Source organism: Vibrio sp. Y2-5, from assembly GCF_014596725.1.
Lineage (GTDB): Bacteria > Pseudomonadota > Gammaproteobacteria > Enterobacterales > Vibrionaceae > Vibrio.
In genome coordinates this window covers 63,527-77,005 of sequence record NZ_JACVEG010000003.1, presented here as the reverse complement: position 1 = coordinate 77,005, position 13,479 = coordinate 63,527, and the positions used below count along the sequence as shown (strand labels likewise).

The window sequence follows — 13,479 nt, the reverse complement described above, 5'->3', positions numbered from 1 at the left end:
CCCATGAAAAAAGCGGTTGTTGTATTTAGTGGTGGTCAGGATTCAACGACATGTTTGGTCCAAGCGCTACAAGAATTTGATGAAGTCCATGCCATTACATTTGATTATGGGCAGAGACACAAACTTGAAATAGAAGTGGCTCAAGAGTTAACCAAGAAGTTAGGCGTAACTGCACATAAAGTGTTGGATGTTGGCTTGCTTAATGAACTCGCCATCAGTTCACTGACGCGCGACGATATCCCGGTTTCTCATGAACTTCAGGAAAACGGTCTTCCGAACTCGTTTGTACCGGGTCGAAACATCCTGTTTTTAACGCTAGCGGGTATTTACGCGTACCAGATTGGCGCGCAAACGGTCATTACGGGTGTTTGTGAAACCGATTTTTCAGGTTATCCAGATTGCAGAAATGATTTCATCAAAGCGATGAATAGCGCGCTCGTAAAAGGGATGGATCGTGAGTTAGAAATCCGTACTCCGCTCATGTGGTTAAACAAAGCAGAAACTTGGGCATTGGCTGACCAATACCAATCGCTTGATCTTGTGCGTAATGAAACACTGACCTGTTATAACGGTATCATCGGTGACGGATGTGGTGATTGTCCAGCCTGTCATTTACGTAAGGCAGGGCTGAACGATTACTTAGATAATCGAGCTGCTGTTATTGCGTCTTTACAGCAAAAGAACAATCAATAGAGTCGCTGCAAGCATCGAAAATACAGTTTTGTCCTTTTTGTTTGGTTTTGTATAACGCCTGATCCAAAACAGAATAAAGCTGATTGAAGTCGCTGATTTGTCCAGTCGTTGCTATAAATGCAAAACTGGTGGACAGGTACAGCGGCTTTCTTTTACCTATTTCGTTAGTGTGATACCAATAAGGTCTAGAGGTGAGTGCCTTGTGTAACGATTCAACCCGCTGTTGCACTTCGTACTGATCTACATTGTTTAATACGGTGATAAATTCATCGCCTCCTAAGCGCCCCCAGAAATCGTCCGTTTTCAAACACTGTTTAACCATGTTTGAAATTGTTCTCAGTGCTCTGTTACCCACTTCATAACCGTAGTTGTCATTAATCAACTTAAGATTGTCGATATCAAAAAGGATCACCACATTTCTTGTTTCTATCGTTGAGGGGGCGGTGACCGTTTTCAATTGATTGATGAAGACCGTTCGATGAAGGGCATCGGTAAGGCAATCCATGCTCTTTTCATGTGTAGAACGCCCTGATTTGTGAACAAGATAAGCCATCGCTAGTAACAACAATACAATAAGCAGTAGTAAGTAACGCCGCTCTTGTTTCATTGACTCGACGTGGTTGTTTAACTGCTCAGTCTGAGCTAAAAGTTCTGACATTATTTTTTTTTGTTCAAACGAAGATGTCGATTGATCCAAAGCCTCTAAGGCTTTGAAGTGTTCATGGTTGCGAATAGTCATTTCATGTTCAACATATTCACGATAATACGATAACGCCAATTCATACTTGCCACTCTTGTCGGCAATCTTCGCTAACTGCCGCAAGGCTTGTGTTAGTGTTCGGATATTTTGTGATTCTTCAGCAAGGACTTTTGCTTTTAATCCGTAATACTCGGCCTGTCTGTAATACTTTTTTTGAACATAGGAGTTAGATAGGGCAAGCACGAGCTCACTTTTTAGACTGATATCCTTATGTTGAATAGCATAATCCAGCCCTTTAAGTAGATGGTTAATACCTTCATGAAACGCACCTAATTCAGTATGTGATTTACCTAAACCAAGATGGACGTAAGCCAAGCCTCTGATATCGTTTTGCTTAATATGGATCAGACGTGCTTTATTGAAATGGTTAATACTCTGATGCAAATCGCCTTTGTGATGATATACCTCACCCAAGCTGTGCTCAATTTGTGCAATACCTTCGTTATTACCGTTTTCTATGTGAAGAGTGAGAGCACGATATAGATATTCTAGGGCTTGTTGATATTGCCCCAAGTGACACAGTAAAAGCCCAATGTCACCGAATATTGCAGTCGTGTTTGTTCCCTCAGGAAGCTCGTCTAACAGGCGTTTATAACTGTCTAGAGCTCCTTTGTAATCTCCCGTTTGTTCATGATGTTTTGCAATTACCGTTAAAGCACGATAGCGAGGGACAACAGGGTCAAGGCTCTCTTTGAGTGAGTTATTGAGTTGGTCGCAATAGTTATGGCTTTGCAGACTGTCCTTGCTCAGGTTAAACAAGCGACAAAGATGATATTCAAACAAGATAATGCCATCACTGTCTTGTCGTTGCTTCACTTGTGAATACAGGTCTTGGTAAAGGTCGCTGGCTTTGATGAATTGCTTGTTTTTTTCCGCATTGAGCGCTTCTATAAATTGCTTTTCTTCTTTGCTATAAGAAAGCAGAGTAGAGTTGTCACTAGCGAAATACTGCTGACCAAGCTTTGTCATATATTCATGAATACGACTGGCAATATAGAGCTTTTCTGAACTCGGTGGGAGTGAGATATACCGATCCTTAAGAAGTTGCAGCACTGAGTTGGGATTGCGACTTTGGGTTTTGTTAACCACCGCTTCCCATTCAGCTCTTTCACTTGCTTGGCTGATAGGGTTAAAAATGAAGAATGAGATTAAAAGAATCGCCGTGTAAATATTGAGCATTGCAAGCACTGTAAGCTGAGTTGCTGGAAACCTGACAACTATATGCTTCTGGAAAGAGGCTCTCAATTTGTAATTTTTTCCAGATAATAATCTGTGAAATGCGCCGAAGTAAGATTCAAATAAGTTGCATTTTTAGAACAAAATTGGACTTAACCCACTAAATTAAAATAAGAAAATACGTGTAGGTTCGAAATTACTAACACTTATTGAAAACTAAGTAGATAATGCCGCGCACTAACTTAGGTCAATTGAACTTAGACGCCTTAAATTTTGTTTTTGAGAGGAAATGCCTTGAACGCGACTGACATCATGACTCAATTTAACTGCTATGAACGTATGAATATTGACGTACCGGGTTGGGAAATTTATTCGGATAATACGCTTGTGAGAGTGGTCTCTCCTGATGAGGATGGGAGCTTTATTGCTTATTTTAAATTAGATAGCTCAAAAGCGTCTGAAGTTATCGATCAACAAATGGAATACTTCTACCGTTTAGGTAAAAACTTTGAGTGGAAAGTCTATGACCTCGATAAACCAAGCGATATAGACAGCACGCTTCTCAACAAAGGCTTTTACGAACAAGAACCAGAGTCTTTCATGGTTTTGGATCTTCGTGTCTATGATTCAGTCCCAGAGCTTCAGACCCGGTGTGTAGAAGCGAATGATGAATTTGGCATTCGTGATGCAATTGCAGTGAAGCAATCCCAAACTGGTGAAGATTGCAGTGGCTACTTTTGGCATCTGTTAAACCTTAAACAAACACGCCCTGAAAACATCCGCATCTATGTTATCTATGATGGTGAGCAGCCCGTCGCTTCTGCATGGGTGATCTTCAACAGTGATACGTCGCCATTCGCTGGGATTTGGGGCGGAAGTACGGTTCAAACTCATCGCGGACGAGGGCATTATCAAGCATTACTCAAGCAGCGCATCAGAGACTCAATCCTTGCGGGGAAACACTATTTGTATATTGATGCCTCTGAAATGAGTCGACCTATTGTGGAGCGATATGGTTTTAAAGTAATCGCCAAAACAACACCGTATTTTTATCGACACCCTGACATTAACTAATGTATTTAAAACAAATATTTACTGCATGAATAGTTAAGGATCCTTAAAGATCATAAAGTAAGAGGCAAAGCACAATTACTGTGTTAATAACCAGTGTTTTATTGACAATTGTGTAACCTTATCTATACTGTATACATAAACAGTGCTAGAGGAGGTAACTTATGTTGTTAGAAACATTGGAACGCATTAACCGCCTACGCCAAGAGGCGATGTCTAACCCTGAATTCATAGAAATGGCTAAGGAACACGAAGCCACACTCAAACATGTCGAGCAAGAGTTTGAACCTAAACGTACTCGACGTCATACCACAAAGCACAAAAACAAATCCCTTGCCGATATCTATCAACAATCTGATTTCGGTTCTAATCCATCAGGTGTTCAACACTGATCAATCAAAGCTTGAACGCTTAATATGTTAAAAACAAAAAGGCTCATGTGAATTCACATGAGCCTTAAGTATTTGGGAACTATGCTTAGTTTGTATGCAGACAGTAAAAGCTAAAAATCAGCTTTCTTTACATAGTACGGATTAGAATATTTGCGCTCTGGACCAAACTGAGAGATCACCAGTTTATTCCATAAATTCTTATCAAATTGCGCTTTAGGGATAGAAGGATAAAGCGTTTCTACTTCCTCCCATGCGTGAACCATTAACTCTTTTTTCTTAATCTTATTATATTTGTTGACGATATCGTTGTACTTACGCATCCACTCTATTTTGTACTGGCGTAAAGCTGGCTCTGCTTGTTCAAGAGGTACGCGAGACAAATAAACGCGTTTGTACGACACTTTCTTATCAATCATGGTGAGCATAGTTGTTTGAATGTATTTGCCATGATGAGTGATAGAAATATCGTCTTCAGAGAAAGGTGTCAGGCACCAGCCTCTGGGTAGAAAATCTGGTTTTTGGAATTGCTTGTTTCGAACGATGAGTGCTTTGTGCAACACAATATCCGAGGTGCCACGAAACGTCGCTTGCCATTTGGCAATACGAACCTGAATAGAACCCGGCAGACGATAAACGTTAGTAAACTTATCTTGATTCATTGGCTTTCACGATCTTTAAGTAATGCTGTAAGAAGTTAATACGAAAGTTATTGCCATTTCGAATATAAGGTATCGAAAACGATCTACACCTTGGGTTGAACTCGTTTGAGTGTAAATCAACTTATACTCTTCTCAACTGAATCTGCAATAAGGTTGATGGTATTCACATAGGCAAATCACATTCGCCAAGTGATTTCGTTCAGCAACGTCTCGATGGTTTGCAAATTCAAATCAAGCAAGAGAATTTCTCGCCGCTTGTGGTGATTTAGACACTTAGGCGGCGAGGGCGCACATTCTACAACGGTTTATAGCTCAAATGCGAGTCTAAAAATGCGCATTTTTTGGCCTAATTGAAAGAAAATATAGTTATAAATGAACGAACAAAGAGAGTTTAAGCATGGTTTGTTTTAACAAAGGCGGGATTTTCAAAAAACTGAAGCCGCTTAACGAGACGTTTAAGACGGCTTCAGTTTAGATTTTCTTAGTGAGAAATGAGCGTTAAACCATGGGGTAGCGCATCACCAAAAATACGTTTAGACTCCGTTTCACTGAGATCACAGACATTCTCTACCAACTGTACCCAAGCTTCAGGCGCTCGGCTTTGCTTGAGTTTCTCAAGAACCAAAGTTCTAAAGTCGTCTGAGATATCCAGTGTTCTATCACCCGTTTTACGGCAAATCATTACTGCTGCAAACGCGATCATTGGTTCTTTCAGCCAGTCTTTTTCTAGCAGTTTTGGTAACCATTGCTGAACTTGCTCACGAGCAACGACATTGTGCGCACTGCCATACAGAGGCGTACGAGACAACAGACGGCCGACAGCCCACCAATGAGCTTGCTCAAACTGAGTTTGGTTCAAAGCTTTATTAATAAACCAAGTCGCCAACAGCACCTTATCTTCCACATCCAGATGTTCTAAAGAGGCGGCTAAACGAACCATGGCTTCGTAACCTTTATCCTGCGCTTCTTGCTGAGATTTTGGATTACGCGAAGCTCCCGGATGCAGATACTTAGCGATATCTGCCAGTAGTGTCTCTTGTTGATCTTGGTTTAATCCCCCAGCGATGCGACGCCAGAATACCCACCAGTCGCTCCAGCTTTGGTGGTTTTGGAACTGAATACCTTGTTGGTATAAACCCCAAATCTGTTCGATTCTCCAACTGTCTGTGGCATCACCAAAACCTGGGCGCAATGCAAAACCCGCTAATCGTAACCAGTTCTTTTCATGCTGTTCAGAGCGACGACGACGTTTTCTTCCTTGTGCCAAAGTATCAAATAGGGAACGCAAAACGGAAAAATCCCACTCGTCACGCTTACCCAGCAGTTTCTCCAGATCTTTGTTCAAGGTTTTCACGGCTTTGCTATCAGCGCTGTTTTTATTGCCGCTGTATATCTGCGTCACCAGTGTTTTCGCCTGTTCAAGTTTTGGATTCGGCTTTTCTGATTCTTCATTGTTCTGAGTTTGACTGTTGTTACGCACTTCAAACTCCATCAGCCAGCGTTTGTTCTCATCGCTGGTGGATACACACTCCATTTTCAATGTGCCGACTTCGGTCAACTGGCAAGCAATAAACACCTCTTCGCGTTGCTTTTGGTTTGCCTGTAATTGAACATCATCGTCACCCTGTAACGTAGTGATGTAAGGTGGCAAAGGTTGGAACTTATCTGCATCAATCTCAACGAGCACACCATTTTGTATTTTGGTGTTGTCAGCTATTTGATCGTGCGTTGAGGTAAGCAGGTTAAAACGAACAGGCATACCTAGCGTTAGCGAGAAACGTCGACTGCTTAGACGAATTTCGTGGCCTTCTTCCGTTCCTTTCGCCAACAAGCATAGCGCTTTGCCCATGCTGTTTTTTTCTTGCAAGTGAAGGAAGTAAGAGCGAGCTGAGCCACCACCGATTTTCAGTTGTGCGCCACGGCGTGCTTTGGCAAAAGCCACCGCGCCCAAAGCAACCGACCAGTCTGGATGAGGGTTGTCCAGCTGGGTAATCGCTTTGCCACGCCAATGACCAAGAAGGTTCATCATGCGGTTTGTAATCAAATCACTATTAAAAACACCACCGTTTAGCAATAGACCAACAGGGATTGAAGGGGAGCTAAGCTCAGTTTCGTTTAGTGCCGCTTTGGACACTTGCTGATGCTGAGTAAGAAACTCTGCTACGTGTTTACTGACAGCAGGGTCGGCGACATAAGGCAGACCAAACTCCATCATCGCGCTACGACGTTTGTTTGGCAGTTCGGAGAAGTCAGACACAGGGAAGAAACCATCTAAAGCAATCTGGTGGACTTCTTGTTTGGTTAAGCTGACACTCTTTGTACCGCCAAGCAGTTTTGAACCGCTGCCCAACATGGTGATTTTCACCGTCTCTGGAGCGTTGCTGGAGAGCAGGTTTTCTTTCGCTTGTCGGGTTTGCTGAATAAGCTTTGTTAATCCCGCCGCAGTGAGCTTCTTACTTTGATTAAATCGGCTTTCTGCTAAATGAGCGAGCGCTAGGTCGAGGTTGTCACCACCAAGCATTAGGTGCTCACCAACGCCAATACGATTTAAAGTCAGCTCTCCGCTTTCAAACTTCGCTTCAATCAAACTCAGGTCGGTAGTACCACCACCCACATCGCAGACCAAAATCAATGGAACTTCAGATAGTTGTTGATTGGCGGAATCTTTATGACGCGAATACCAGTCATAGCAAACCGCTTGTGGTTCCTCTAACAGAATGATGTTGTTTAAACCCGCCAGCTTCGCCGCTTCTAAGGTCAGGTTTCGTGCGGTTTCATCAAATGAGGCTGGAACTGTGACTACCACTTCCTGAGCTTCCAGAGGATGACTCGGATGTCGGTAGTTCCACGCTTGGCGGATGTGGTTGAGATAACTGGCGCTTGCTACAACAGGGGAGACTTTTTCGACATCGGCTGCACCAGCCCAAGGAAGAATGGCTTCAGAGCGGTCCACGCTTGGATGAGACAACCAGCTTTTGGCACTGGAGACTTGTCGACCTTCGACTTTTGCGCCTAAATCTCTTGCCCATTGGCCAATAATAGCGAGTTTGCTGTCGCCTTCGACGGGTTGATTATCCCAAGGAAGAGTTAAATCGCTTGCTGCAATTTGACCCGGTGCAGGGTGGTATCTAAATGAAGGTAACAGTGGTTTACGAACCACTTCACCGGGACCTATTAACTGATCAATAGGAAAGAGTTCTACAGCGGCATGTTCGAGATCATCCATCAGTTCACAGAATGCGACCACTGTATTAGTGGTACCTAAATCGATCCCGACAAGAAAACGCGGTGTTGCCATAATAATAGAAACCTCGTTATATATTCAGATATACCCTTCCTACTTGAAGTTGCAGCGCTTTATGTTTTGGTATAGGGGATACGCTTGTTCACCCCAATCACGCATGGTAATTTGTGGTCATGGGGATTCGCTCACTTGCCGCCTACCTGCAACTTCAGGCAGTTTGGGTATAGATAAACGGCATCGCTAGGGATGCCGTTTAAACGTTAGTGTTGTGACTGTTGAGAATCTTCGCCTGATTCCCTTACATCGAATTCAACATGCCATTTTTGGCCGTTATCCGCTGCAATGGCTTCGAGGTAAAGAGTACCCAACTCTGTAACGCGTGAAGCAAGAGTCACTGGAACTACTTCACCTTCGCGACGACCTTCTGAAACAGGCAGTGTGAGTTGAATTTCAGGCAATTCTTCCAGTTCCTCTGGTGCCCAATAATCAAGGTGGGTACCTGCAATGTCATCACGGCGAGTGGTTGAACCAAAGAATTGGAAGTGAACCGGTTGACCAATCACAAGACCAAATTGTTGGCTTGGGACTTCAACATGTGAACCTTCTTCCATGCCAAATGGTGCGACACAAAGAGCTTCCATTGGTGGAGCCATGCCCGGAATAGCAGGCATAGCACTTTCAATACCGACATAATAAGCTGAAGCAATACCACCACGAATTCGAACACCTTGTCCACGACGCACGTTACCGTAGTATGCTGCGCCGCTTGCAACAGCGAGATCTAGGTCAAGGCCAGAAAGACGCTTTGCCTCAGGAGCTTGCGAGCCGCTTAGCCATTGGTTAATGGTATTAAACAGTCTGTTAGCTAACAGATCAGACTTAAGTACACCACCGTTAAACAAAATTGCGTTTGGCTTGATGAAATTTGCCACCGGCGCAGACATGCCCGGAATCCCCGCCATATTGAATGGCGCAGGCTCACCATAGCCCTGAGCGCTGTTATCGTGTCCTTGAGCATCAGCCTGCTTTGACAAGAAAGCGGCGATGTGACGAGTAATACCGGCATCTTGTGCATACGGCAGACCCATATGAGTCAGAGCGCCACGAGTTTTTTGAACAGGGTGATCGGTGATAGCGACTTGCGGGAAGAAACCATCAACCAATGTTTGCTGTACTTCTTCTTTGGTTAATTCCGTTTTTAGCGTCGCGCCCAACAATTTAGAACCGCGGCTTGGCACTACAATCGGCACAGATTGCAGTTCAGAATCTTTCAGAAGCGCTTCTTTAGCATCGCGACAAGCGTGCGTCATCGTCTGTACTTGCCACGGTTGGAGCTCTTTGCCTTCTTGAGCAAGCTTCATCTTCAGACGGTAAGCAAGCGCAAGATCCATGTTGTCGCCACCCAGCAAAATATGTTCACCAACCGCGATACGGTTCAGTGAAAGGTTGCCCTGATCTTCGGTTACTTCCACCAAAGATAAGTCAGTTGTACCGCCGCCGATATCAACCACCAGAATCACTTCACCGACTGACACTTCATTGCGCCAAGCATCACTGCTGTTATTAATCCAGCTGTAAAGTGCCGCCTGTGGTTCTTCCAATAGAGTTAAATGGGTAAATTCCACATTACGTGCCGCTTCTGCGGTAAGGTCTCGTGCTGCAGGGTCAAACGATGCAGGAACAGTAATGGTGACATCTTGCTCTGAAATTGGGTGAGCAGGGTGCTCATGATCCCAAGCTTGCTTGATGTGCTCTAAGTAAAGCTCCGTCGCACGTAGTGGCGAAACTTTTGCCACATCTTCAGGGCTACCTTGAGGCAGAAACGCATCGCGACGGTTCACGCCACCATGACACAGCCAAGATTTCGCACTAGCAATCAGGCGAATCGGCGTTTTCACACCAAGATTACGCGCAATTGCGCCAACCAGAGCTGGTGGTGTATCTGTCCACGGCAGCTTTTTGGAAGCATCGGACATTTCATGTTCATGCGGCTGGTATAAAAATGAACCTAATTGTTCTCGAGTTTCAACGGTACCCGGTGCTGTCATTTGAGCGATGCCCATGACTTTAACCGCGGGGCTCTCTGTTTGCGTATCAACGTAAGCGAGCACACTGTGCGTAGTACCTAGGTCGATACCAATACTGAATTTTGCGTTTTGTTCCATTACAGCTCAACCTCTGCTGGAGCGATAATTGAAGCATCGTAGTTTTCAGCCAGTTTTGGCAGCGTCATAGAGTCCGCTTTCCAACCTTTATGAATTAGAGTGCCAGTGAACGGCGCAGAGCCAGAAACATTACCTACCAATCTAACTTGCTGAGCATTAAAGCCTTCTTCCAGTGTAATACGAGTCTCTTCGTCTTCAGTGCGTACAGGAGACAAAGAAACATACTCTTTTAACACTTTTTGACCACCAGCGTGGATTACACGAGCGGCGGCACCGACTTCTTCGTCTGAGAAACTTGTCACATCTTCTTTCAGGAAATCAATAAGACGCGCTTCCTGTTGCAACAGAGACAGTAATTGCATTGCAGAGTCTGTATTGGCTGTTGCCAGTTTTGATTCTACTTCGACCACTTTCTCGACGATTTTTTCCACTTCGACAACTTTTTCCACTTCAACGATCTTTTCAACCGGCTTTTCCACTTCCACAATTTTTTCTACTGGTTTCTCAACCACTTTCTCGACCACTTTGGATTTACGAGATACGGCAATAAGTAGAAGCAGAACGCTAGACGCGGCTAAACCAGCATGAAGGATATCGAAAGTGGTTGGAATGGCGTTTAAATCGAAGTTCATGATGAATTCTCTATAGATGGATGAATGCAGACAATGTTGAGCAAAATTACTGCACGAATACATAAAAGTTAGCAAAAAAATAGGGGCGAATCTTACCATATTCAAGGATTAAGGCTTACAGAAATGCGGTTTTCTCACTATTAATCTCGTTCAATAGACCATCTTTTAAACACCTTTGCAGGATAAGTAAGCAAATAAGCCCGTTGGGGACGGCTTAGAAAGGCTAAATTACGTTTGAGCGTCGAGTTTTCGTATTTGTTAAGGTAACATAGCGGCTTTTCATTTTTAGAACATAGGACCAGATTTACCAATGAACTATAACCGTGTTGTTTGCTTCGATTTGGAAATGTGCTGCTGGAATGAAAACGGAGTGGGCACGACTGGCGAGATCATTGAAATAGGACTGGCCGAAATTGATTTATCAGCAGGCGAAATCGTAAAACGCGCTCAGTATTACGTGAAACCTGAACATGACGAAATTTCATTGTTTTGCACCGAGCTAACGGGTATTACGCCGAGAAAAATAGAGAAGCAAGGTCGTCCATTGGCTGAGGTTTTAAAGTCGATGGTGAAGAATTTTGGTGGCCCACATAAGATTTACGCGTCTTGGGGACGAGATGATCAAATCTTAATCAAAGAGTGCCAACAAAAGGGGATTGAGGTTCCGTTTAAAGAGTTTCTTAATCTCGCTACTATCTTTCGCATTCAAAATCGAATGAAGGATAAACGTATTGGTCACCGTGCTGCTCAAGAAGGAAAAGGTATTGAGTGGGAAGGTCGCCAGCACTCTGGTTACGTGGATGCCTACAACTTAGCGAAGCTCGCATTAACCATGCTGTAAATCGGTAAACATTTAAAGACTAAGGGCACTAAGGTGCCCTTAGTTGTATCTGTTGAGGTTTACTGTTTATTTGCCGTCATCAGTTTTGCGCGAATAAACTGGTTATGATCCACGTAGAGCAGTTCTGAGGCTTTGCGAATGACAGCATCTTCTAACGGGTCAATTTCGCCATCAGCATGGGCAACTTCCCACATGGCTTTAATCAGTTCAAAGCGTGTTTCTTGTGAAAGATCGCGTAATTGCGAAGTAAAATCGTACAGTGAAGCTGATTGTTTAATCTGTTCATCTGCTTTGTTGACTAAAGATTCAGCTTCGGCTTCATCCAGTCCCAATAAACGTTGGACCAGATGCAGTTTTGCGTCCTGCTCTTTGCTATCAGTTTGGTAGTCAGCGCCTGCGACTTCACTTAATAAACAGGCTATCGCAAGATTTGGACTGTGCTTTTGTTGACTAAGATCTTGTCCATCAAGTAACTGTTTAAACAACGAGGTAATAGCGTTGAACATAATGAAATCTCACTCATTTATATATTACATCTATTATTTTAAAGACCGATTTTAAGCCAAACAGTTCAATCAGGTTTCGCTAAATCAGCAAGAAAGGGAAGATCAGTAATCGTCATCGGAGACAAAAGGTTCAATCAATTCAATAAATTCTGAACTGGTACGCTCATGTGCCATCACCAGTAAAGTCAGCAACATTTCTGCTTTGGTTTTAATGCCTTTGTCTTCTTCTCGAAGGAGAGCTTCAATTTGGCTACGGATCATCTCAATTTCATGTTCGACAAATCCGCGACCTTCTTCATCACCTTGATCTTCTTCAGGAGCATTGTCGAACTCCAGAAACAAGAAATCGTCATTAATACGGGTATTAATCAGGCGTTCTGGCAGCCAATCTTCACCCATTACGATATCTGGGTCGAAGTCTTGTGGAAGTGAGTCTAGTAACGCTTTAAGTTCTGATGCTTTCAAAATGTGGTCTTATTGGTATTCCTGTCTGCGTATATTAACGGCCAAACGTCATGAAAACTAAGTATTCTTAACTTCATTCTCTTAATAAATGTGGGGCGTGCCACTAATTTTGTCCAAATTAAGTTGTGCCAATAAAAAAGCAGCCCTTGATGGACTGCTTTGAATGCACTGAGTTATGGACTACTGGCTATGTCGTAGTATTCGGTATTACAGTGCGATAGCTTCTAATTGAGATTGTGCTGATTCAATCCCTTTAGCCGCTGGTTCATCGCCCATGTTTAGGGCTTCTGCGTATACAAACTCAACGTTTGTAATACCAACAAAACCTAGAATTGTTTTTAGGTAAGGCGTCACGTTGTCAGTTGCAGAATCTTTGTGGATACCACCACGAGTGGTGATAACAACTGCTTTCTTGCCTTCAATTAGACCTTGTACACCTGTTTCAGTGTATTTGAATGTCACGCCAGCGCGAGCAATCAAATCAAACCAGTTTTTAAGCTGAGTAGGGATAGTGAAGTTGTACATAGGTGCTGCGATAACAAGTGTATCTGCTGCGTTGACTTCAGCGATAAGCGCATCTGAAAGTTCTACAACTTCTTTTTGTTCTGCAGTCAGATCATCAGTAGCGCGAAGAGCTGTCGCTACTGATAAATCAAGTACTGGAAGAGGAGAAGCAGCCAGATCACGAACAACAAGTTTGTCTTGATCGAATTTGGTTAGGTAAGCATCAATCAGTTTACTTGATTGAGAGTAATCACCAAGGATGCTGGATTTAAGTGCAAGTACTTGAGACATAATTTTTCCTTTACTGGAGGTATCACATTGATGGTTACATCATAGTGAGAGGTAGGACACATAAAAAGCAGGAATATTTG

Annotated in this window: 12 protein-coding genes; 4 read left to right on the top strand and 8 right to left on the bottom strand. The window is 43.4% G+C overall.

Annotated features, from left to right (window positions below; all coding sequences use genetic code 11):
- The first annotated feature begins 3 nt into the window (after positions 1-3).
- Positions 4-693, top strand: a complete 690-nt coding sequence (gene queC, locus HUO09_RS09640; RefSeq protein WP_167413441.1) for a 7-cyano-7-deazaguanine synthase QueC — start codon at positions 4-6, stop codon at positions 691-693.
- Here the strand turns inward: queC and HUO09_RS09635 are convergent.
- Positions 659-2,632 (bottom strand): GGDEF domain-containing protein, encoded by a 1,974-nt coding sequence (locus HUO09_RS09635; protein WP_188233835.1) that lies wholly within the window; start codon positions 2,630-2,632, stop codon positions 659-661. The genes queC and HUO09_RS09635 overlap by 35 nt on opposite strands.
- Before the next feature lie 291 nt (positions 2,633-2,923).
- Here HUO09_RS09635 and HUO09_RS09630 point away from each other — a divergent pair, with 291 nt between their 5' ends.
- Positions 2,924-3,703 carry a GNAT family N-acetyltransferase gene (locus HUO09_RS09630; protein ID WP_223159380.1) on the top strand — a complete coding sequence of 260 codons (780 nt, stop codon included), beginning with the start codon at positions 2,924-2,926 and terminating at the stop codon, positions 3,701-3,703.
- A 161-nt stretch (positions 3,704-3,864) separates the two neighbouring features.
- Positions 3,865-4,092 carry a hypothetical protein gene (locus HUO09_RS09625; protein WP_167411862.1) on the top strand — a complete coding sequence of 76 codons (228 nt, stop codon included), beginning with the start codon at positions 3,865-3,867 and terminating at the stop codon, positions 4,090-4,092.
- A 110-nt stretch (positions 4,093-4,202) separates the two neighbouring features.
- On the opposite strand, the gene HUO09_RS09620 is transcribed toward HUO09_RS09625, so the two are convergent.
- From HUO09_RS09620 to HUO09_RS09605, 4 genes are all read right to left on the bottom strand, one after another.
- Complete coding sequence (locus HUO09_RS09620) at positions 4,203-4,751, bottom strand: hypothetical protein (RefSeq protein WP_167411861.1); 549 nt, start codon at positions 4,749-4,751, stop codon at positions 4,203-4,205.
- 481 nt (positions 4,752-5,232) lie between these two features.
- Positions 5,233-8,049 (bottom strand): Hsp70 family protein, encoded by a 2,817-nt coding sequence (locus HUO09_RS09615; RefSeq protein ID WP_188233834.1) that lies wholly within the window; start codon positions 8,047-8,049, stop codon positions 5,233-5,235.
- A gap of 206 nt (positions 8,050-8,255) precedes the next feature.
- Entirely contained in the window at positions 8,256-10,160 is a 1,905-nt protein-coding gene (locus HUO09_RS09610) for an Hsp70 family protein (protein WP_188233833.1), read from the bottom strand.
- Complete coding sequence (locus HUO09_RS09605; protein WP_167411858.1) at positions 10,160-10,792, bottom strand: DUF2760 domain-containing protein; 633 nt, start codon at positions 10,790-10,792, stop codon at positions 10,160-10,162. Before HUO09_RS09605 ends, HUO09_RS09610 begins: the two co-directional genes overlap by 1 nt.
- A 310-nt stretch (positions 10,793-11,102) precedes the next feature.
- Here HUO09_RS09605 and HUO09_RS09600 point away from each other — a divergent pair, with 310 nt between their 5' ends.
- Positions 11,103-11,633, top strand: coding sequence for a 3'-5' exonuclease (locus tag HUO09_RS09600; protein ID WP_188233832.1), 531 nt, complete (start codon positions 11,103-11,105; stop codon positions 11,631-11,633).
- Positions 11,634-11,692: 59 nt separating this feature from the next.
- Here the strand turns inward: HUO09_RS09600 and HUO09_RS09595 are convergent, their stop codons facing one another.
- The 3 genes from HUO09_RS09595 to HUO09_RS09585 form a co-directional block, all read right to left on the bottom strand.
- Positions 11,693-12,139, bottom strand: a complete 447-nt coding sequence (locus tag HUO09_RS09595; protein WP_167411856.1) for a TerB family tellurite resistance protein — start codon at positions 12,137-12,139, stop codon at positions 11,693-11,695.
- A gap of 102 nt (positions 12,140-12,241) precedes the next feature.
- Entirely contained in the window at positions 12,242-12,604 is a 363-nt protein-coding gene (locus HUO09_RS09590) for a hypothetical protein (RefSeq protein ID WP_188233831.1), read from the bottom strand.
- A 207-nt stretch (positions 12,605-12,811) separates the two neighbouring features.
- Positions 12,812-13,399, bottom strand: a complete 588-nt coding sequence (locus tag HUO09_RS09585; RefSeq protein ID WP_167411854.1) for an FMN-dependent NADH-azoreductase — start codon at positions 13,397-13,399, stop codon at positions 12,812-12,814.
- Positions 13,400-13,479: the final 80 nt, after the last annotated feature.